We start from the raw sequence: 20344 nt of genomic DNA, 5'->3' as shown, positions 1-20344 counted from the left end.
ACGCATGAGCCCAGAAGATGGCAGGGTCGAGGACGACCCGTCGATGAGATGGAACGGCTGGGGCGACCCGGCGAAGGCGAAGGACCTCCCGCTCGCGGTGCGCACGCTGCTGCCCCTTCTGCTCGGACGCATCCGCAAGCCCGAGCAGGCCGCCGCCCTCGGGGAGGTCGTGCTCGGCTCCTCCGCACTCGACGACGACGATCTCGCCGCGTTTCAGGCAGCGGTGGGGGAACAGCACGTTGACCGTTCCGACGAGGCGCGCATCCGTCACGCGGGAGGACGCTCCACGCCCGATCTGCTGCGGAGGCGGCGGATCGGTCAGGACGCGCCGGACGCGGTCATCCGACCCGCCGATCACGACGAGGTCAGCGCGTGCCTGCGCGTGGCTGCCGATCGCGGCGTCGCGGTGATCCCGTTCGGCGGAGGAACCAGCGTGGTCGGCGCCCTGGACCCCGAGCGCGGACGACACCACGCCGTCGTCAGCCTGGACCTGCGCAGGCTCAGCGGGCTCGTCCGGCTCGACGAGGTCAGCGGCGAAGCGGTCCTTGCGGCAGGCACCACCGGTCCCGAGGCGGAGGCGCTGCTCTCTGCTCACGGCCTCGAGCTGGGCCACTTTCCGCAGAGCTTCCGCTACGCCACCATCGGCGGCTTCGCCGCTGCGCGGTCATCCGGTCAGAACTCCGCGGGCAACGGCCGCTTCGACACCATGGTGACCGGCATCCGCGTCGCGACGCCGACCGGAGACATCGCCCTCGGCCGCTCACCTGGTTCTGCCGCCGGGCCCGATCTGATCAGGGTCTTCCTCGGATCGGAGGGCATCTTCGGCGTGATCACCGAGGTGGCCGTGCGCGTGCATCCGATTCCGCGTAATCGCGTCTTCGAGTCGTGGTCCTTCCCCGACTTCCTGAGCGGCGCCGAGGGGCTCCGCCACGTCGCCCAGCACGGGAACGGGCCGACCGTCATCCGCCTCTCCGACGAGGCCGAGACCGCGGTGAGCCTCGCTCAGGTCGGGAAGATCGGGAAGGCGCTCGCGAAGGGCGCCAGCGTCGTCACCGTCTACGAGGGCGACGACATCGCGGAGCGCCGGTCCAGGGTCAGCGCTCTGCTCGCGGCAGCAGGAGGCGTCTCCGCGGGCGAGGGAGCAGCGGAGGAGTGGCTGAAGGGGAGATTCGACGGACCCTACCTGCGCGATTCACTCCTGGACGCCGGCGTCTTCTGCGAGACGCTCGAGACGGCGACGACCTGGTCGAACCTCTCGACGCTGCGATCGGCGGTGGAGGCCGCCCTGAAGGACGGCTTCGCGCAGGCCGGGGCCAAGTCCTACGTCATGTGCCACGTCTCGCACGTCTACCCGACGGGGGCATCGCTGTACTTCACCGTGCTGGCCGGCATCCGCTCCGACCCGCTCGCCGTGTGGGAGCCGGTCAAGGCGAGCGTCAACGACGCCATCCTCGCCGCGGGGGGCACCATCAGCCATCATCATGCGATCGGGCGGGACCACGCCGCGTGGCTGGAGCGCGAGATCGGGTCGACCGGCATCCGCATCCTGTCCGCGATCAAGCGGGAGCTGGATCCCTCGGAGATCATGAACCCGGGCGCTGTGATCCCAATCGAGCGGACGCGCTGACGTGGCCGAGCACATCGCCGTGCTCGCGAACCCGTTCTCGGGCAAGGGCCGAGGCAGGCGGGCGGCGGAAGCGGCGGTCGCGCACCTGCGCGATCGTGGCGCCGACGTGCGGGCGTACGCGGGCGGATCAGCCGCCGACACCCATCGGCTCGCCGCAGCCGCCCTCGCCGACGCCCCGCGGGCGCTCGTCATCGTCGGAGGCGACGGCACGCTGTCGGGGGTGCTCGACGAACTGTGCGCGGCATCCGTTCCCCTCGTGCTCGTCCCGGCGGGGACGGGGAACGACCTCGCACGGGCGCTGGGGCTGCCGCGCGGAGACGCCTCGGCCGCGGCGGAGCTCGCGCTGACCGGGGTGCCGCGTCCCATCGACGTGGGCGTCGTCGCCACCAGGGACTCGACGCGTCGGTTCCTGACGATCGCCGCACTCGGGTTCGACGCGAAGGTGAGCGATCGCACGAACCGCCTGCGATGGCCGCACGGCGCCCTGCGCTACTACCTCGCGCTCCTCATCGAGCTCGCGCGTCTGCGTCCGATGGACTTCCGCCTGTCCGTCGACGGCGCCGACCCCGAGCACGCTCCGGGAACGCTGATCGCGGTGGGGAGCACGTCGAGCTACGGCGGGGGGATGCCGGTGTGCGCGGGCGCCATCCCCGATGACGGGCTCCTGGACGTGGTGCAGGTCGCGCCGATCGGTCGGATGAGGTTGCTGCGCCTGTTCCCGCTGTTGCTCCAGGGGCGCCATCTGGATCGTCGAGAGGTGAGGCACCGTCGCGCGAAGACCGTATCGGTGTCCGCTCCTGGACTCGTGGTCTATGCCGACGGTGAGCGGATCGGCGAGGATGAATGCACCATCTCGCTGATTCCGGGCGCGCTCACGATGCTGGTGCCGAGGGAGAGCAATGACTGAGTTCGACGAAGACGTCGTCATCGTGGGGTCCGGGTTCGGAGGCTCCGTCGCCGCACTGCGGCTGGCGGAGAAGGGCTACCGCGTTCGCGTGTACGAGGCCGGCCGCAGGTTCGAGGATGAGGACTTCGCGAAGACCAACTGGAACGTGCGGCGGTACCTGTGGGCGCCGGCGTTCGGATGCTTCGGCGTGCAGCGCATCCATCGGCTGCCGCACGTGATGATCCTGGCCGGCGCCGGGGTCGGCGGCGGGTCGCTCAACTACGCGAACACGCTGTATCAGCCGGGCGCGAGCTTCTTCCAGGATCCGCAGTGGCGCGGCATCGCCGACTGGGAGCGGGAGCTCTCCGCGCACTACGCGACGGCGAAGCGGATGCTCGGCGTCGTCGAGCACTATCCTCACACCGGTCCCGTCGAGCGGATCATGGCAGGGGCCGCGGAAGACCTCGGCGTGGGAGACACATTCCGGCGCGCACCCGTCGGCGTCTGGTTCGGGAAGCCGGGGGAGCGCACCCCCGATCCGTTCTTCGACGGGGAGGGGCCAGAGCGCACCGGATGCACGCTCTGCGGGAACTGCATGGTCGGATGCCGGGTCGGCGCGAAGAACACGCTCATGAAGAACTATCTCGCTCTGGCCGAGCGCCGAGGCGTCGCGATCGAGTCGCTGCGGACGGTCATCGACGTGGCTGAGCTGCCCGGCGGAGGGTTCGCCGTCACGACCCAGCGCAGCGGCGCGTGGCTCCGGCGAGGACGGCGGACCGTGACCGCCAGGCAGGTGGTGCTCGCCGCGGGCACGTGGGGGACGCAGCAGCTGCTGCACCGCATGAAGGAGTCGGGCTCGCTGCCGCGGATCTCGGATGCCGTCGGGCGCCTCACCCGGACGAACTCGGAGGCTCTCGACGGAGCGATAGCGACGAAGGTCCCCGAATCGCTGGAACTGGCGCGAGGGGTCGCGATCACCACGTCGTTCCACGTGGACGACCGCACCCACGTCGAGAACGTGCGCTACGGCCCCGGCTCGAACCTCATGGGCGCTCTCGCCACAGCTCTGGTCCCCGGCGATCGACGGCTCGGTGCTCGGCTGACGAACCTCGCGGCACAGGTGCTCCGTTCGCCGGTGCGGCAGTTCCGACTCGGCAACCTTCGGCGCTGGAGCGAGCGCGGCATCATCGCTCTCGTCATGCAGACGGCGGACAACTCGCTCACGCTGTCTCTGCGCCGCCGCTTCGGCCGACTGGTGATGACCAGCGAGCAGGGACACGGCGAACCGAACCCGAGCTACCTTCCGCAGGCCCACGCGGCGGCCGCGGCCATCGCCGCACGTGTCGAGCGCGACGGCGGTGAGCCGGCCGAGGCTCGCGGCTCGTGGCCCGAGGTCTTCGGCGTCCCGCTCACCGCGCACTTCCTCGGCGGAGCGGTGATCTCGTCGTCGCCGGAGGAGGGCGTCATCGACGCCTACCACCGTGTCTGGGGTCACCCTGGTCTGCACGTCGTCGACGGCTCCGCGGTTCCGGCGAATCCCGGGGTGAATCCTTCGCTCACCATCACCGCCCTCGCCGAGCGGGCTCTGTCGTACTGGCCGCGTGCGGGCGACGACGATGTGAGGCCAGTCCAGTAGGGGAAGGCCACCGCGCGCGTCTCGCGAGGAGCGCGGGATACGCGAAACGCCTCATCCGACGTATGACGTCGGATGAGGCGTTTCGTCTCGCTTCGCTCGCTCAACGACCGGGGATGATCGTCGCTCGCTCGCCGACCGGGAGTCAGCGGGCTTCGACACCCCTGATCTGCGGAGTGTGGAACGACCCGCCGAAGGCGCGCTCCGAGGCCCCTTCGCGGTCGAGGTACGGCGATGCGCCGCCGTCGATGAAGGGCCAGCCCGCACCGAGGATCAGGCACAGATCGATGTCCTCGACCTCGGGCACCACGCCCTCGTCGAGCATGAGCTTGATCTCGGTCGCCAGACCATCCTGAACACGCTGCAGGATCGTCGCTGGGGATGCGGGCGAGTTGCCCACCGCCGGCTTGAGGAGCTTCTCCGCCTGCTTGGTCCAGCCGGTCACGCGACCGCCCTTGTCCTTCTCCACGACGGCATCCAGAGCAGCCAGCTCGTGGAAGTTCTCGTTCGCGTAGAAGCGGTCGGGGAACGCGCGGACCATCGTGTCCTGCACGTGGGCGGCGACCTTCCAACCGACCAGGTCGATCAGCTGGAACGGGCCCATCGGCAGGCCGAGCGGACCGAAGGCCTTCTCGACATCCGCCACGGGGGTGCCCTCGTACACGGCACGAGCTGCCTCGCCCATGACCTTCGCGAGAAGACGGTTCACGACGAATCCGGGGGCGTCGGCGGTGAGCACCGCGTTCTTTCCCAGTCCCTTCGCGACCACGAACGCGGTCGACAGCGCGGCGTCAGACGTCGAGGGCGTCTTCACGATCTCGATCAGCGGCATCACCGCGACCGGGTTGAAGAAGTGGAAGCCCACGAGCCGCTCGGGGTGCGCGAGCTTCGAGCCGATCTCCTCGACGGACAGCGACGACGTGTTGGTCGCGAGGATCGCGTCCTCGGCGATGATCTTCTCGATCTCGCCGAACACCTGCTGCTTGACGCCGACCTCCTCGAACACGGCTTCGATCACGAAGTCGCAGTCCGCGTAGAGGCTCTTGTCGGTGGTGCCGGTGACGAGGCCGCGCAGCTTGTTCGCGGAGTCGGAGTCCAGACGGCCCTTGGACTCGAGCTTGCCGATCTCCTCGTGGATGTAGGCCACGCCCTTGTCGACGCGGGCCTGGTCGAGGTCGGTGATGAGCACGGGCACCTGGAGCTTGCGCACGAACAGGAGCGCGAACTGGCTGGCCATGAGGCCGGCGCCGATGATGCCGACCTTGGTGACCTTCTTGGCGAGAGCCTTGTCGGGTGCGCCGACGGGGCGCTTGGCGCGCTTCTGCACCAGGTCGAACGCGTACATCGACGCGGCGAACTGGTCGCCGGTCACGAGCTCTGCGAGCGCCTCGTCCTCGCGGGCGAAGCCTTCGGCCTTGGTACCGCTCTTCGCCTTGTCGAGCAGGTCGAGAGCCGCATAGGGCGACTTCGGCACCGTGCCGATCTTCGACTCGAGCATGCCGCGGGCCATCTTGATCGCGATCGGCCACTTGGTGAGCCGCTCGATCTTGCCCGGCTCGTTCTTGCGCTCGACCTTCCTCCCGCCGAGGACCGCATCGGCCCAGGCCAGCGAGTTCTCGAGGTAGTTCGCCGCCGGGAAGATGGCGTCGACCACTCCCAGATCGAAGGCCTGCTGAGGCTTGAGCATCCGGTTCTGCTTGAGCGGGTTCGAGATGACGACCTCGAGGGCGTTCTCGATGCCGATCAGGTTCGGCAGCAGATAGGCGCCGCCCCAGCCGGGGATGATGCCGAGGAACACCTCGGGCAGGGCGATCGCCGCCGCGGAGGCGTCGACGGTCCGGTACGTCGAGTTCAGAGCGATCTCGAGGCCGCCGCCGAGCGCGAGGCCGTTGACGAAGGCGAACGACGGGACGCCGAGCTCGGAGAGCTTGCCGAGCACCTTGTGGCCCAGCTGAGCGATCAGGCGCGCGTTGTCTCGCGACCCGACCTTGCTGATGTCCGACAGATCGGCGCCGGCAGCCAGGATGTACTGCTTGCCGGTGATGCCGACGGCCTGGATCTCACCGGCCGCGGCGCGTGCCTTGAGTCCGTCGAGGGTGGCGCCGAGCTCGGTGAGCGTCGCCGGACCGAGGGTGTTCGGACGTGTGTGGTCGCGCCCGTTGTCGAGGGTGACGAGAGCGAGCACCTTGCCGGAGGCGAGGCGGATATCGCGCACGGGGGAGTGCGTGATCACCTCGCCCTCGGTGAGAGCCTGGATGGGGGAGAAGTCGATGTCGTCGTAGTTGGTCATCGTGACTTACTTCCTCTTCTTGCCGTTGTAGTGCGGGTTCTCCCAGATGACGGAGCCGCCCTGGCCGAGTCCGACGCACATCGCGGTGAGGCCGTAGCGCACGTCAGGACGCTCGGCGAACTGCGCGGCGAGCTGGATCATCAGGCGCACGCCGGATGCAGCGAGCGGGTGACCGAGCGCGATCGCGCCGCCCCACTGGTTGACCCGGGGGTCGTCGTCGGCGATCCCGAAGTGGTCGAGCAGGGAGATCACCTGGATGGCGAAGGCCTCGTTGAGCTCGAACAGACCGATGTCGTCGATGGTGAGACCGGCCTTCTTGAGGGCCTTCTCGGTCGACGGGATCGGGCCGATGCCCATGATCTCCGGCTGCACGCCGGCGAAGGCGAACGACACCATGCGCATCTTGGGCGTGAGACCGAACTCCTTGACCGCTCCGCCTCCGGCGAGCAGCGACATCGTCGCGCCGTCGGTGAGGGGAGAGGAGGTGCCGGCGGTGACGCGTCCGTGGGGACGGAACGGCGTCTTGAGGGCGGCGAGGTCCTCCATGGTCGTCTGCGGGCGGCGGCCCTCGTCCTCGGTCGCGAGGCCCCAGGCGCCGTCGGCGTCCTTCGTCGCGACGGACACGAGGTCGGGCTGGATCTTGCCCGCGTCGTAGGCGGCCTGCACCTTGTGCTGGCTGAGCATGCCGAACCGATCGGAGCGCTCCTTGGTGAGGTGCGGGAAGCGGTCGAAGATGCGCTCCGCCGTCACTCCCATGTTCAGTGCGCCAGGGTCGACCATGCGCTCCGCGACGAATCGGGGGTTCGGGTCGGCGTTGCCGCCGATGGGGTGGTGTCCCATGTGCTCGACGCCGCCGGCGAGGGCGAAGTCGTACATGCCGATGCCGATCGACGCCGCCATCGTGGTGACGCTCGTCATGGCGCCGGCGCACATGCGCTCGACGGCGAGGCCGGGGACCGTCTGCGGAAGGCCGGCGAGGATCGCCACCGAGCGGCCGAGAGTGAGGCCCTGGTCTCCGGTCTGCGAGGTCGCGGCGATCGCGACGTCGTCGATGCGGTCGGCCGGGACGGCCGAGTTCCGCTCCATCAGGCCGATGGTCGCCTTCACGGCGAGGTCATCTGCGCGGGTGTTCCAGTACATGCCCTTTTCGCCGGCGCGCCCGAAGGGGGTGCGCACTCCATCGACGAAGAAGACGTCCGAGATCTCGGCCACTCTGCCTCCAAGTTTGTGCGGTGTCCTCAGTCTAGGAAGGCCGCGGAGGCGGGAGGAATCGGTTGGATCGAACCTACGAAGCGGGTGTGGGGGTCTCGTCGGGCGATTGACCAGCCTCTACAAAGGCGTCGGCGATCTTCTGTGCAGTCTGTGCAATCTGCCACGGGCGCGCTCCCAGCGCGGCGAGCGCTGTGCCGATCTCTTCGACGGTCGTCCCCGGCAGATCCCACGCGACGCGACGGAGGAACTCCGGGGTGAGCAGATTCTCCGTGGGCATGCCGAGCTCCTCGGCGACGGCCTCCACCACGGGGCGTGCGGCCTTGAGCCGGGCGTCCGCCTCGGGATTGCGGTCGGCCCACGCGCGGGGCGGGGGCAGCGTGTCGCTGGGAACGCGCTCGCGCGGCAGCACCTCGGCGGCGCGGCCGTCGACGATCGCCTGCCACCACCTATCGATCTGGGTGCGGCTGGCCCTGCCCTGGAAGTCCTTGGTGCCGGCGAGCGCCGACTTGCTCTGCGGGTTGGCGAGCACGGCGGCCACCAGCGAACGATCGGGCACCAGCCTTCCGGGGGAGACGTCCTGCTCCTGCGCGAAGGCCTCACGCGCCCGCCACAGCTCACGGGCCACCGCGAGGTTGCGCGCACCGCGCACCTGGTGGAGACCGCTCAGCCGACGCCACGGGTCCTCGCGAGGAGGCTTCGGCAGCCGGGTGATCGTGGCGGCGAACTCCTCCGCGGCGAACTCGGTCTTGCCCTGCTCCTCGAGCTCGGCGACCAGCACCTCCTGCACGTCGATGAGGTGGAGGACATCGAGCGCGGCGTACTCCAGCCATGCCGGCGGCAGCGGCCGGGTCGACCAGTCGGATGCCGAGTGCTCCTTCTTCAGGACGATGCCGAGGGTCTCCTCGACGACGGCGGCGAGGCCGACGCGTTCGTGTCCGAGGAGTCGGGACGCCAGCTCGGTGTCGAAGATCGTCGCAGGGACCAGCTCGAGCTCCCGCAGCGACGGCAGATCCTGACTCGCCGCGTGGAACACCCACTCGACGTCGCCGATCGCGGCCTGCAGCGGCGCGAAGTCCCCGATGGCCGGAGGGTCGAAGAGGAAGACCCCCGCGCCCCGGCGGAACACCTGCACGAGGTACGCCCGCTGGGAGTAGCGGAACCCGGATGCCCGCTCCACGTCCACGGCGACGGGACCTGTGCCCTCGGCGAGTGCGGCGCATGCCGCCAGGAACTCCTCGGAATCCGAGATCACGGAGTATTCAGTCACGTGCAGCCTTTCGCGCGCCGATCACGGCGATGCCCTCGGATCCGGGCGGAAGACCCGCCAGCATTCCGACCAGTTCGGCCCATGCCTCGACGTGCGGTCTGAACGGGCCCTCTGGAGTCCAGGACGCCCGCAATTCTATCTGTGCGCCGTCGCCCTCGACGGCGAGCCCGCCGAAACCCTTCGACAGCGTCTTGGTCGAGGTGCCGGATGCAGAGTGGTAGATCGCATCCCTCGAGTCGAGAGCATCCACCAGCCAGGACCAGGCGACGTCCGCGAGCAGCGGGTCCGTGCCGATCTCCGGCTCCAGGGGAGCCTGGGCGAACAGCACGATGCGCCACGGGCCGTCCCACGGCGCCGGAGCATCGGGATCGTGGAGGAGGACGAAGCGCCCGGTGCCGTACACCGAGTCTCCGGTGTCGTCGGGGCGGACGTCCGCGGCGAGCGCGATCGCGAAGGGGGCGAGGCCCTGGGGCGTGGTGATCTCCCGAACGGCGATGTCCGCACGGAAGGCGGTCTCACGCAGTTCGGCCACGGCGGCGTCGAAGAGGGTCCCGTCATCGGGCTGTGCGGTCACGGCAACAGGCTAGAGTCAGGAGGCGATGAAGAGTCTCAGGCACGCCGTTGCGCTCCTTGTCCCCGCACTGCTCGCGCTCGGGGCCGCGGTCGCCCTGCTCGTGTTCGGCACCGCCCGTCGCGTGGTCACCCCGGGCAGGAGGCCGCTGGACACGGTCATCCGCGCTGTCGACACGGGCGCGCAGACGATCGAGCTGCAGCGGACCCTCGACACGGAGCTCCCGGGGCGTTACGGCCTGTTCACGACCGGAACCTACGGTTACGTGAAGCTGGGTGCGGTGCTCAGCGCCGATGCCACGACGGTGCGGCGCAAGCTGCTCACGCAGATCGAGCCGGGCGCCAGGGTCGACCGGGACGCGACGTTCAGCGGCTACTACTACTCGACCCCGAGCGAACTGCACCTGCGCTGGGAGAACGTCCTGATCGGATCGCCCGCCGGTCCGTGCCCTGCGTGGTACTTCCCCGGGGAGTCGTCGACGTGGGTGATCCAGGTCCACGGGCGCGGAGCGGTGCGGGCGGAGTGCCTCAGGGCCGTGCCGGTGCTGCATGCCGCAGGGCTCCCGAACCTCGTGGTGTCGTATCGCAACGACGGCGAGGCGCCACGGAGCAGAGCCGGCGCGTATGCGCTGGGTGCTGCGGAGTGGCGCGACGTGGACACGGCGATCTCCTACGCGCTGCGCCACGGCGCCGAGCGCGTCATCCTGATGGGGTGGTCGATGGGCGGGGCGATCTCGCTGCAGACCGCGGTCAACTCGGCGAATCGCAGCAGGATCGCCGGACTCATCCTCGAGTCGCCGGTGGTCGACTGGCGCACCGTCCTGCGGTTCCAGGCGAGGGAGTCCGGGCTCAGGGGTCCGCTGCCGGACATGGCCATGGGCGCCCTCCAACTCCCGCTCACCGCGCGCTTGAGCGGAGCGGACGACGCCATCTCCTTCGACCGGCTCGACATGGTGGCCAGGGCCGAGGAGCTCGACGTGCCGATCCTCATCCTGCACAGCGACGACGACGGCTTCGTCCCGTCAGACGCTTCCCACGCGCTCCAGCAGGCCCGTCCGGACATCGTGACGATGCCGCGCTTCACGGTGGCGCGGCACACCAAGCTGTGGAACTACGACCAGACGGCGTGGACGGCATCCATCACCGACTGGGTGAGCGGGAACGGCTTCAGCTCTTCTGCCTGACCTGGTTCTTGGCGCGCATCAGCATGCCCGTCATGCCGCCGATGCGCAGCGGGGAGACGAGCTTGGTCAGGCCGATCGACTGCGGATAGTCCTCGGGGATCGAGAGGACCTCGTCGACGGTGAGTCCGGAGATCCCCTGCACCAGGATGCTGGCGAAGCCCCTGGTCGTCGGGGCCTCCGGGGGAGCGGTCGCGTGCATCGTCACGACGCCGTCGTGCACCTCGACGTAGATGTAGACGGGGGACTGGCACTCGGCGACCCGCTCGCACATCTCCGGGTGAGCGGCGACCTCGTCCGACACGGCGGGCAGCTCGTCCGCGAACTCGAGCAGGAGCAGGAGCCGATCGGGCTCCGGGGTCTCCAGAAAGGAATCGCGGATCTCGGCGAGGACGTCGGGGACGGTGCTGGTGGTCATCCCTGACATTCTCGCACCGTCAGAGGGTGCCGGGCTCTGCCCCGGTGACGATCGGCACGCGCACCGCGCTGCCCCATTCGGTCCAGGAGCCGTCGTAGTTGCGGACGTTCTCGAACCCGAGCAGGTGCGTCAGCACGAACCAGGTGTGGCTGGAGCGCTCCCCGATGCGGCAGTACGCGACGACCTGGTCGCCGTCGGCGAGACCCGCGCCGTCTCGGTAGATGGCGTCCAGCTCGGCACGCGGCTTGAAGCCGCCGTCCTCGGCGACCGCCTTGCCCCACGGCACGCTCTGCGCTGTCGGGATGTGGCCGGCGCGAAGGGCGCCCTCCTCGGGATAGGCCGGGGCGGTGGTGCGCTCACCGCTGTACTCCTCGGGGGAGCGCACGTCGATCAGCGGGTTGCCGATGTGGGCGAGCACGTCCTCCTTGTAGGCGCGGATGACGGAGTCGTCGCGCTCGATCACGGGGTACTCGGTCGCGGGGCGCACGGTGGCTTCGCGGGTGATCTCGCGTCCCTCCGCGATCCAGCGGTCGCGGCCGCCGTCGAGGAGGCGCACGTCCTCGTGGCCGAAGAGCGAGAAGACCCACAGCGCGTAGGCCGCCCACCAGTTGTTCTTGTCGCCGTAGATCACGACGGTGTCGTCGCGGGAGATGCCCTTGCTGCTCAGGAGCTTCGCGAAGCCCTCGCCGTCGACGTAGTCGCGGACGACAGGGTCGTTGAGCTCGGTGTGCCAGTCCACCTTCACGGACCCCGGGATGTGGCCCGTCTCGTAGAGCAGCACGTCTTCATCGGACTCGACCACGACGAGTCCCGGATCGCCGAGGTGCGCGGCGAGCCAGTCGGTGGTGACCAGACGGCCGGGTTCCGCGTACTCGGCGAACTTGGACGAAGACGAATCGAACTCGATGGCCACAGGGATCTCCTCAGACGTTGAGCGGGCGATGACGCAGGTGCGGACGGCGTAGTGTTGAGCCGTCCCTTCGACGATAGATCCCCGCTGCGCCCCCGGCACCGGATTCGTAAGACTTCGACACAGGAAAACGATGACTGACACCACCACCGCCACGGGCGTCGTGCACCTGACCGAGCGCCAGCCGACCGTCACCGGTCCTGAGATGCTCGCGAGCCTGGTGCCCCCGCCCCAGTTCGATGGAGCGACGTTCGACAGCTATCGCGCGGACGCCGCGTACCCCTCTCAGGAGGAGGCGAAGGAGACCCTGATCCGGTTCGCAGGGCGTGGTGCGCCGGTGAAGCGCGGAGGTCTGTTCAGCCGGGCGAAGAAGGAGCCCGAGATCAAGCCGGGCGTGTACCTCGACGGAGGCTTCGGCGTCGGCAAGACGCACCTCCTCGCCTCGATCTATCACGCGATGCCCGCGCGCAGGAAGTACTTCGGCTCGTTCATCGAGTACACCGCCCTGGTGGGAGCCCTCGGGTACAAGAACACGGTCGATCTGCTGAAGGGCGCCGATCTGCTCTGCATCGACGAGTTCGAACTCGACGACCCCGGCGACACCATGGTGATGACACGTCTCCTCGGAGAGCTCGTCCCCACAGGGACCAAGCTCGCAGCGACCTCCAACACCCCGCCGAATGCGCTCGGCGAGGGGCGCTTCGCCGCCCAGGATTTCCTGAGGGAGATCCACGCCATGTCCGACAGCTTCGAGACGCTGCGGATCGACGGCGTCGACTTCCGCCAGCGTGCGCTCGACGGTCACGCCGTCGTGTCGTCCGATGCGGAGTACGCCGATGCCATCGCGAAGGGTGCGACCGGAGGCGCGGCATCCGATGACGCGTTCGGCGACGTGATCTCCCACCTCGCCCGCGTGCACCCCTCGCGGTACATCCGTCTGATCACGGGCCTCGGGCTCGTGGGCCTTCGCGATGTGCGCGTGCTGACCGATCAGTCGGAGGCTCTGCGCTTCGTCGCCTTCGTCGACCGGGTCTACGACGCGCAGATCCCGATCGTGGCCACCGGTGTGAGCCTGGATCAGGTCTTCGCCGAGGAGATGCTCGGCGGCGGCTACCGCAAGAAGTACCTGCGGGCGATCTCGCGTCTGAACGCCCTCACCCACGCCGAACGCTGACCTGCGTAACGCGATGTTCACACGGGCGCTCAGCCTGTAACGTGCGCGCAACAAACTTCACGCATCCCGGAAATCGGGTGTCGCCACACTGAACCTCACAGTTTCCCGAATGTGAGGTTTACACATGGATGCACCCGGCAACATCTCCTGGGCGATCACAGCGACGGCTCTCGTGCTGCTGATGACGCCCGGAGTCGCCTTCTTCTACGGAGGCCTCGTCAAGGCGAAGAGCGTCGTGAGCATGATGATGATGAGCTTCGGCTCGATCGGTCTCGTCGCGGTGCTCTGGATCCTCTTCGGATTCTCGATGAGCGCCGTCGACAGCCCGACCGCCTTCGCCGGCAACCCCTTCGCCGACTTCGGCCTGAGCGCGCTGGCCAGCGGCGAGGGATCCAACGTCGCCCTGCTCGGCGTCGCGTACGGTGCGACCTTCGCGATCATCACGGTCGCACTGATCTCCGGCGCGATCGCCGACCGCGCGAAGTTCGGATCCTGGCTGATCTTCGCCGGCGTGTTCGCGACGGTCGGCTACTTCCCGGTGGCCGCGTGGGTCTGGGGCGGCGGCTGGATCATGAATCTCGGCACCACCCTGTTCGGCGAGGACAGCGGCATCGCCGTCATCGACTACGCCGGTGGAACCGCCGTGCACATCAACGCGGGTGCGGCGGCCCTCGCGCTGGCGATCGTCCTCGGCAAGCGCATCGGCTTCCAGAAGGGCATCCTGAAGCCCCACAACGTCCCGCTGACGCTCCTGGGGGCCGCCCTGCTGTGGTTCGGGTGGTTCGGCTTCAACGCGGGTGCGGAATGGCTCGCTGAGGACATGGGCGGCGTCGGTCTGATCGGCCTCAACACCCTGGGCGCCACCGCGGCGGCGATCCTCGGCTGGATCCTCGTCGAGCGCATCAAGGACGGCAAGGCGACCTCTGTCGGGGCGGCGTCCGGTGCGGTTGCCGGTCTCGTGGCCATCACTCCGGCCTGCGCGAACCTGACGCCGGGGTGGTCGCTGCTGCTCGGCGCCCTGGCCGGCATCCTGTGCGCGCTGGCGGTCGAGCTGAAGTTCCGCCTGGGGTTCGACGACTCGCTCGACGTGGTGGGCATCCACCTCGTCGGCGGCCTGTTCGGCACGCTCTACCTCGGACTCTTCGCGACCGGCACCGGCCTCTTCGTCGGTGGCGACCTCCGTCAGCTGGCGGTGCAGGCGATCGCCGCGGTGGGCGTGCTGCTCTACTCGTTCATCATCTCCTTCGTGATCGGCTTCGCGATCGAGAAGACGATCGGGTTCCGCATCACGAACGAGGACGAGATCGCAGGAGTAGACCTGGTCGTGCACGGCGAGGAGGGGTACGCGCTCGCGGACGCGTGAGCGCCTACAGCATCGTCGTGCGAACGCGGAAGGGCGTCTCGGTTCCCCTGAACCGAGACGCCCTTCCGGCGTGCGCTGACGTGGTGCGGCAGCGGATAGGGTGACCCTGTGGGCAATGGCAACGGCATCCTGACCTCGATCCTCGAGATCCTCCTCAAGGCGGTGGGATCCGGGCGCAGAACGCCCTCCCAGGGCTCTCCGACACGCCCGAGGGCGCGCCTGAAGACGGATGCCGAGCGCACCGGCTCCGCGGATTCCGGGCATGACGTCGAGCCGGGGCAGGCCGCGGGCACCGACACCGTGCGCATCGATCCGGAGCGCATCCGTGACCTGCGGATCTCCTACGCGCCGGCTCGTGACGGCGCTCCGGACGCCGGAGAGGTCATCTGGACGTGGGTGCCCTATGAGGAGAACGACGGCAGGGGCAAGGACCGGCCGGTGCTCGTGATCGGCCGCCAGTCGTCGGACCGCGTGTACGCGGTGCGGATGACCAGCAAGGCGCACGAACGGGACAGGGACTTCCTGTCGATCGGCTCCGGCTCCTGGGACTCGCAGGGCAGGGAATCGTGGGTCGACATCGAGCAGCTGTACAGCGTCCACGAGCGCGGGCTGAGGCGCGAAGCCGCCGTCCTCGACAAGGTCCGTTTCGGCCGGGTCTCCGGCGCCCTCAGCCGGCGTTACGGCTGGCGAGCTGAGGGCTGAGCGCGGGGAAGGCCTGAAGCACCATCTCCACGAGCTCGCTCGCCGGCCTCGTGAGCGGATCGGTGGCGGGGATGCCGAGCTCCCCTTCGATCTCGTCGATCGCTGCGGCGAGCTGGGGAGCGGTGAGATCCTCATGGTTGACCGTGACGCCGATCACGCGGGTGTCGGCGAAAGACTCGATGAGCGCCACCTCGCTCGCGACGGACGGCATCGCGACCATCGGGAAGTCGCCGAGCGTCTTGCGGGCCGGTGCGTGCTGCACGATGACGGCTTCGGGGCGGCTTCCCCGGAGGATGTGCGCCGAGGTCAGGTACGCGGGGTGGCTGAGTGCGCCCTGTCCTTCGACGATGATCACGTCGGGATCCTCGCCTTCGAAGGCCGCGACGACCTGGTTCTCGACCTCGCCCGAGCAGAACTGGGGCACGAGCGCGTCGAGGGCGACTCCGTAGCGTCCGCCCTGGATGATCGTGGTCTGGCCGGTGCCGACGAGGACCGCCCGGATGCCGGCATCGGTGAGGGCACGGACGAGGAGCGTCGCGGTGGTCCGCTTGCCGATGGCGCCGTCGGTGCCGAGGATCGCGATCCGAGGGCAGGTCACGTCGAAGATCCGACCGGAGAAGAGGTGCAGGTCCTTCTTGTCGCGCGGGCGGCGCACATCGGTGATGGTGACTCCTGCGGCGATGCTCGCGGAGACGAACTCGGCATCGTCGCCGAGGAACTCGTGTAGACCGCTGACGATGTGCATTCCCCGTGAGATGCCGTCGAGCAGGGCCCGGCGCACCGCGGGGGAGATGAGCCCGTCGGCGGGGGCGACACCGCAGATGAGGTAGTCGGGCACCCGCCCGGCGTTGACGATCGCCTGGGCGAGGTTCGCGAGGATCGGGATGCCGTTGTCCGCGCCGTCGAGGAACGCACCCGTGTCCTGGAACGCGCGTGTGCTGTCGATGACGCTGAGGATCTCGTACTTCTCGGAGTGGCGCACGAGTCCGTTGGCGGTCTTGCCGTCCTGCTCGCCGAACTGTCCCTCGCAGTACACCACGGCCGTCGAACCGGCAGGAAGCGTCGCGGGGAGTGCCCAGTCGAGCGCAGAGGAGTCGATCGGGTCGGAAAGGGAATGGGCGGGCATGGCGCGCTCCTAGGATCACCCAGAGGAGGCGACGGAGAACGAAATGGCTGATGGAGCCCGTTGGTCGACAAGAAGTCTTCCCTGACGTCGGCGAGGTGCCGACCCGGTCACCGTAGCAGTCGAGCCTGGGACTACCCCGCGAACCCGGTCGACGCCGTGGCGACCCCGCGCTGACGACTCATCGTCCAGACCAGTGCAGCCGCGGCGAGGAGGGCGAGCAACAGGCCTCCGGCGGTGGCAGCGAGTTGTGCGGCGCCCCGTTCGGGAAGGAGGAATCCGTAGGGGACCCATCCGTCCGTCGCGCCGCGGACGAGCGTCACGACGAGCCAGGTCAGCGGATAGGGGAGGACGATCCAGAGCCGCCGCCAGGGCAGCGGCGGCCGATCGCCGACGAGGAGCCAGTCCAGCACCAGCAGCACGGGGAACACGAGGTGGAGCGTGATGCTGACCCACGCGGGAGCGGTTCCTGTGCCGGGGACGACGAGGTTGTAGATCAGGGCGACGATGATCATGCAGGTGACGGCCGCGCCGCGCGCCTGCGGCATCCAGTCCGGCACGGTGCGGGTGACTGCCGCCGCAGCCCCGCTCGCGATCAGGATCAGGCCGGTCAGCAGGCTGGTGAGGTTCGTGAAGTAGCCGAAGTAGTCGAACGGATTCGCTCCCTGTGCCGGGATGCCGATCGCATACGTGTAGATCAGGGTGCCGATGACGGCGGCCCCGACGAGCATGCGTGCGATGGCGACGGGGCGAGAGGCGGGGCGGATCTCGGGCACGTCCCCAGGCTATGCGGGTAAGTCGGCAATCCGTTTCCCCCTGCGCTCCGAACCAGCTGTGAGTCGCGATCCGCGGCGCAGCTAAGGAGGAATCATGCGTTTCATCCCCACCAAGGTCCACGGTGCCCTCGACTACATCGTCGGCGTGGCGTTGATCGCCGCACCGTGGCTGTTCGGCTTCTCCAGCGTCGGGGGCGCTGCCGTCGTCATCCCGATCGTGCTCGGTGTCGGGCTCATCGTCTACAGCCTCTTCACCAAGTACGAGTGGGGTCCGTTCGGGTTCATTCCGATGCCCGTCCACCTCGTGTTCGACATCGTGGCGAGCCTGTTCCTCGCGCTGTCGCCGTGGTTGTTCGGCTTCTCGGGACAGGCTCTCAACGTCTGGCTGCCGCACGTCGTGGTCGGCGTCGCGGTGATCGTGGTCGTGCTGTTCTCGCAGCCCCAGCCGGCCCGCGTGAAGGTCTCTGCGGCTCACGCGTGAGAGCGACGACGACGGTGCTGCCGGACCGGTCCGGCAGCACCGTCATCGACGTGTGAGGTCACCGAAGGGCATCGCTCAGCCAGCGGGCATAGAGCGTCCACGGCTCGCCGCGTTCGCGCAGAGCCGCGATATGCGCTCTCACCTCGTCGGTCCGGGTGAACCACTCGCCGCCCTCCCTGACCGAGGCGAACTCTCGATGCCGCTGCTGTTCGAGGGCCCTGCCGCCCTGTTCGAAGGCGAGGAGCTCGTCGTGCCGGATGCTCGCGAGGCGCTGCCGTGGCCTCCGGCTCGTGCCGATCTTCACCCGGCGGTCGTATCGGAGGTAGTAGACCACTTCGATCACGGGAAGAGGCAGGTCCGGGTCAGGCGCGTCTCCGTAGCGCCAGCCGCAGTCGACGCAGATCAGGGAACCTTCGCGCCGCGTGCCGCGCAGACCCCCGCAGAGTCCGCACGGCCCTGGCAGGGGAGGAAGGTCTGACACGGTGTGAACGGTAGTCGTGGGCTCCGACACCCGAGGTCGACCCGGTCGGAGCTTCGGCCGCTGTGGGACGAAGAAACCCCGCGGAGCCGAAGCTCTGCGGGGTTCTGTGGTGGGCGATACCGGACTCGAACCGATGACCTCTTCCGTGTGAAGGAAGCGCGCTACCAACTGCGCCAATCGCCCATACCCGTGGGGTACGTCAACCGATACTACCCGACCGTCGGAGGCCCTGTTGACCAGATCACGGGACACGCGCGAGATTCGGGTCTGGTTTTGACAACCGCCGATCGTCGGCTAATGTTTATCAAGTGCTCGGGGCAACAACCCGGGAACAACGCGGATGTAGCGCAGTTGGTAGCGCACAACCTTGCCAAGGTTGGGGTCGCGAGTTCGAGTCTCGTCATCCGCTCAAGTGCAGGGGCCTTCTTCGGAGGGCCTTCCGCACGTGGGGTCAATCCACACGGTGGCGTGGCCGAGCGGCTAGGCACCGGCCTGCAAAGCCGTTTACACGGGTTCGAATCCCGTCGCCACCTCTCAGAAACTGAATAGCCCCAACGGGCGCGATTGGCGCAGCGGTAGCGCGCTTCCCTGACACGGAAGAGGTCACTGGTTCGATCCCAGTATCGCGCACAGATGAAAACCCCTGATCATCAGGGGTTTTCGTGCATTCGGGTGTACGTCAGACGCTCCGCGTGGGCCCCACGTGGGCCATATTTGCCCGTTTTTGTGACCCGATCGTGATCTGTCCGAGGGTAACTCCGGGTTGTTCCCGGGCCCCTCGGGTCGAGGGCGTCACTGGGAGCGCCGCGAACGTGGGCTATCCCAGTGACGCTTCCGAGCACTATCCAGCGATGACAATCCCGGCTCCACGGCGTCTGGATGCTGGGGGAAAGCGGCTCGAATGGCTTATGAATTCAGATATGGATGGATATCGGTCCGGAACTTCCGCGCTCATGGTGTCCGGCGCTCGGCGTAAGCGACTGCAGTCGGGATGCCCGACCCGACCTGCGAGGATGTGACTGTGACCTTCCCCGGGCCCGCCTGCGCCCTCGGCTTTACCGAGGAACAGCTCGAGACGATTCTGGCCTCAGGTATCACGGGGTATCGGCGCTGGGCGGCCGGCAAGACTCGCGGGCTCTGCGTGGGTGCGCCTAGCTGCGACGCTGCGCACGGCGTGATCCACTACGAGGACGACGTTCGTCGCTTTTGGCGTCAGTACGTCCACGTTGGCGGTTTCGAGCCTCCGAACGCCGGTTGACCTCGATCACCGAGTCGACTGCGAGGGACCCCGTGACCACTCGATCACGGGGTCCCTTTGTTAATCTGAGTCGTTGTCTCGCCAAGTAGCGCACGAACTGCCAGCCAGCCCTGGAGCAGCGATGTCGGTGGTCGCGCCTACTCTTCATGACAAGGACACGAGAGGGCATCGTCATGGTGAGAAGCATCAATACCGCGCAGTTGCAGGCGAAAATGAGGGCGGCTCAGCAGAAGCTGCAACGAGAAGTTGACCGCGTGAACCGCGAGAACAAGCGGCGGGTCGACGAGTACAACCGTGAAGTGAACCGCGTCAATCAGCACAACCAGCGGGTGAACCAACAGATCCGCCAGGCCAACGCCCACAATCAGCAGGTCGCTGCCCAAGCCGACCGCGCCGCCCGTGAGCTGAATCGCAAGCTCCAGTCGGCGGCGACGACCACGCGGATTGTGTACACCCCGGCGGAGCGGGAGTTGACAGAACGCGTCCAGCATGAGATCGCCGGGCGCGACGATCGCGAATGGGACGTCTTCCTGAGCTACGCACGTATCGATGGCTCGGCGTCGCGACTGAACTCAAGGATGAGCTCGAGAGCCTTGGCGTTCGCGTGTGGTTCGACGAGGTCGCAATCATTCCCGGTCAGAGCCAGGCGCTGCAGATGGACAGGGGCCTACGCAAGGCCCGCGCCGGTGTTGTGCTCCTCACACCTGCTTACCTCACTGGTCGCTTCTGGACCGAGCGCGAGCTTGGGGTGCTTCTCGGAAAGTCGACGCTGATCCCCGTACTCATTGGAGTGACATTCGCCGACGTTGCCGAGTACAGCGGGTTCCTTCCTGACCTCGCCGGCTTCGAGACCGCGCGTGACGTGGTCGCTGTCATCGCAGAGAAGATCGCGGGTGCTGTCCTGCTGAACGCGGCGCACGCTGATTAAGACTTCGGCTCACGTGAGGTTCGCGGCCGACTGAGGTCGGCAGAGCAGACCGCCGTGGTAGCGC

Annotated in this window: 19 protein-coding genes and 4 tRNA genes; 12 read left to right on the top strand and 11 right to left on the bottom strand. The window is 68.2% G+C overall.

Annotated elements, in window-relative coordinates:
- Positions 1-4: 4 nt before the first annotated feature.
- From ACFY5A_RS15045 to ACFY5A_RS15035, 3 genes are read left to right on the top strand one after another with little or no spacing between them, the layout of a single operon-like run.
- Positions 5-1627 carry an FAD-binding oxidoreductase gene (locus ACFY5A_RS15045; protein WP_387235200.1) on the top strand — a complete coding sequence of 541 codons (1623 nt, stop codon included), beginning with the start codon at positions 5-7 and terminating at the stop codon, positions 1625-1627.
- Between the two features lies 1 nt (position 1628).
- Positions 1629-2534: a diacylglycerol kinase gene (locus ACFY5A_RS15040; protein ID WP_341942081.1), complete on the top strand. Its 906-nt coding sequence runs from the start codon at positions 1629-1631 to the stop codon at positions 2532-2534.
- On the top strand, positions 2527-4149 hold the full coding sequence (locus tag ACFY5A_RS15035; RefSeq protein ID WP_387235196.1) for an FAD-dependent oxidoreductase: 1623 nt from the start codon (positions 2527-2529) through the stop codon (positions 4147-4149). The genes ACFY5A_RS15040 and ACFY5A_RS15035 overlap by 8 nt, the downstream gene beginning before the upstream one ends.
- A 142-nt stretch (positions 4150-4291) precedes the next feature.
- Here ACFY5A_RS15035 and ACFY5A_RS15030 read toward each other — a convergent pair whose 3' ends face one another.
- From ACFY5A_RS15030 to ACFY5A_RS15015, 4 genes are all read right to left on the bottom strand, one after another.
- Positions 4292-6436 carry a 3-hydroxyacyl-CoA dehydrogenase NAD-binding domain-containing protein gene (locus ACFY5A_RS15030; protein WP_387235193.1) on the bottom strand — a complete coding sequence of 715 codons (2145 nt, stop codon included), beginning with the start codon at positions 6434-6436 and terminating at the stop codon, positions 4292-4294.
- Positions 6437-6442: 6 nt separating this feature from the next.
- Positions 6443-7648, bottom strand: a complete 1206-nt coding sequence (locus ACFY5A_RS15025; protein ID WP_341942084.1) for a thiolase family protein — start codon at positions 7646-7648, stop codon at positions 6443-6445.
- 73 nt (positions 7649-7721) lie between these two features.
- A complete protein-coding gene (locus ACFY5A_RS15020) occupies positions 7722-8915 on the bottom strand; it encodes a ribonuclease D (RefSeq protein ID WP_341942085.1) in 1194 nt (397 codons plus the stop codon).
- On the bottom strand, positions 8908-9489 hold the full coding sequence (locus tag ACFY5A_RS15015; protein WP_223586378.1) for a DUF3000 domain-containing protein: 582 nt from the start codon (positions 9487-9489) through the stop codon (positions 8908-8910). Before ACFY5A_RS15015 ends, ACFY5A_RS15020 begins: the two co-directional genes overlap by 8 nt.
- A gap of 25 nt (positions 9490-9514) precedes the next feature.
- On the opposite strand from ACFY5A_RS15015, the gene ACFY5A_RS15010 reads away from it, so the two are divergent.
- On the top strand, positions 9515-10669 hold the full coding sequence (locus ACFY5A_RS15010; RefSeq protein ID WP_387235190.1) for an alpha/beta hydrolase: 1155 nt from the start codon (positions 9515-9517) through the stop codon (positions 10667-10669).
- Here ACFY5A_RS15010 and ACFY5A_RS15005 read toward each other — a convergent pair.
- Positions 10653-11084: a SufE family protein gene (locus ACFY5A_RS15005; protein WP_341942087.1), complete on the bottom strand. Its 432-nt coding sequence runs from the start codon at positions 11082-11084 to the stop codon at positions 10653-10655. The two genes, ACFY5A_RS15010 and ACFY5A_RS15005, sit on opposite strands and share 17 nt — an antisense overlap.
- Before the next feature lie 19 nt (positions 11085-11103).
- Complete coding sequence (locus ACFY5A_RS15000; RefSeq protein WP_387235187.1) at positions 11104-11997, bottom strand: sulfurtransferase; 894 nt, start codon at positions 11995-11997, stop codon at positions 11104-11106.
- A gap of 130 nt (positions 11998-12127) precedes the next feature.
- On the opposite strand from ACFY5A_RS15000, the gene zapE reads away from it, so the two are divergent.
- The 3 genes from zapE to ACFY5A_RS14985 all read left to right on the top strand — a co-directional run bounded on the left by zapE (position 12128) and on the right by ACFY5A_RS14985 (position 15233).
- Entirely contained in the window at positions 12128-13168 is a 1041-nt protein-coding gene (zapE, locus tag ACFY5A_RS14995; RefSeq protein ID WP_105673088.1) for a cell division protein ZapE, read from the top strand.
- A 124-nt stretch (positions 13169-13292) separates the two neighbouring features.
- The gene (locus ACFY5A_RS14990) at positions 13293-14531 is read left to right on the top strand and encodes an ammonium transporter (RefSeq protein WP_105673089.1); all 1239 of its coding nucleotides are present in this window, start codon (positions 13293-13295) and stop codon (positions 14529-14531) included.
- A 108-nt stretch (positions 14532-14639) separates the two neighbouring features.
- Positions 14640-15233, top strand: a complete 594-nt coding sequence (locus ACFY5A_RS14985) for a type II toxin-antitoxin system PemK/MazF family toxin (RefSeq protein WP_387235184.1) — start codon at positions 14640-14642, stop codon at positions 15231-15233.
- On the opposite strand, the gene ACFY5A_RS14980 is transcribed toward ACFY5A_RS14985, so the two are convergent.
- Both ACFY5A_RS14980 and ACFY5A_RS14975 read right to left on the bottom strand, forming a co-directional pair.
- Entirely contained in the window at positions 15199-16359 is a 1161-nt protein-coding gene (locus ACFY5A_RS14980) for a DUF1611 domain-containing protein (protein WP_105673091.1), read from the bottom strand. The two genes, ACFY5A_RS14985 and ACFY5A_RS14980, sit on opposite strands and share 35 nt — an antisense overlap.
- A gap of 131 nt (positions 16360-16490) precedes the next feature.
- Positions 16491-17132: a Pr6Pr family membrane protein gene (locus tag ACFY5A_RS14975; RefSeq protein WP_387235181.1), complete on the bottom strand. Its 642-nt coding sequence runs from the start codon at positions 17130-17132 to the stop codon at positions 16491-16493.
- 94 nt (positions 17133-17226) lie between these two features.
- Between ACFY5A_RS14975 and ACFY5A_RS14970 the strand changes: the two genes are divergently transcribed.
- Positions 17227-17613 carry an SPW repeat protein gene (locus tag ACFY5A_RS14970; protein ID WP_105673092.1) on the top strand — a complete coding sequence of 129 codons (387 nt, stop codon included), beginning with the start codon at positions 17227-17229 and terminating at the stop codon, positions 17611-17613.
- A gap of 58 nt (positions 17614-17671) precedes the next feature.
- Here ACFY5A_RS14970 and ACFY5A_RS14965 read toward each other — a convergent pair whose 3' ends face one another.
- Together ACFY5A_RS14965 and ACFY5A_RS14960 are read right to left on the bottom strand one after the other, a co-directional pair.
- Entirely contained in the window at positions 17672-17956 is a 285-nt protein-coding gene (locus ACFY5A_RS14965) for a GIY-YIG nuclease family protein (protein ID WP_387235178.1), read from the bottom strand.
- 245 nt (positions 17957-18201) lie between these two features.
- Positions 18202-18277, bottom strand: a tRNA-Val gene (locus ACFY5A_RS14960).
- A gap of 153 nt (positions 18278-18430) precedes the next feature.
- On the opposite strand from ACFY5A_RS14960, the gene ACFY5A_RS14955 reads away from it, so the two are divergent.
- The 3 genes from ACFY5A_RS14955 to ACFY5A_RS14945 all read left to right on the top strand — a co-directional run bounded on the left by ACFY5A_RS14955 (position 18431) and on the right by ACFY5A_RS14945 (position 18724).
- Positions 18431-18503: transfer RNA gene (locus ACFY5A_RS14955), tRNA-Gly, on the top strand.
- A 53-nt stretch (positions 18504-18556) separates the two neighbouring features.
- Positions 18557-18627 (top strand) — tRNA-Cys (locus ACFY5A_RS14950).
- A 25-nt stretch (positions 18628-18652) separates the two neighbouring features.
- Positions 18653-18724 (top strand) — tRNA-Val (locus ACFY5A_RS14945).
- A 765-nt stretch (positions 18725-19489) separates the two neighbouring features.
- Here the strand turns inward: ACFY5A_RS14945 and ACFY5A_RS14940 are convergent.
- Complete coding sequence (locus tag ACFY5A_RS14940) at positions 19490-19843, bottom strand: hypothetical protein (protein WP_387235175.1); 354 nt, start codon at positions 19841-19843, stop codon at positions 19490-19492.
- A 26-nt stretch (positions 19844-19869) separates the two neighbouring features.
- On the opposite strand from ACFY5A_RS14940, the gene ACFY5A_RS14935 reads away from it, so the two are divergent.
- Positions 19870-20280 carry a toll/interleukin-1 receptor domain-containing protein gene (locus ACFY5A_RS14935; protein ID WP_387235172.1) on the top strand — a complete coding sequence of 137 codons (411 nt, stop codon included), beginning with the start codon at positions 19870-19872 and terminating at the stop codon, positions 20278-20280.
- Positions 20281-20344: the final 64 nt, after the last annotated feature.

Origin of the sequence: Microbacterium sp. NPDC012755 (assembly GCF_042901325.1) — a bacterium.
In the GTDB taxonomy this organism is placed as follows: Bacteria; Actinomycetota; Actinomycetes; order Actinomycetales; family Microbacteriaceae; genus Microbacterium; species Microbacterium natoriense.
The sequence above is the reverse complement of the archived record's forward strand: the minus strand, read 5'-3'. Positions and strand labels throughout refer to the sequence as shown.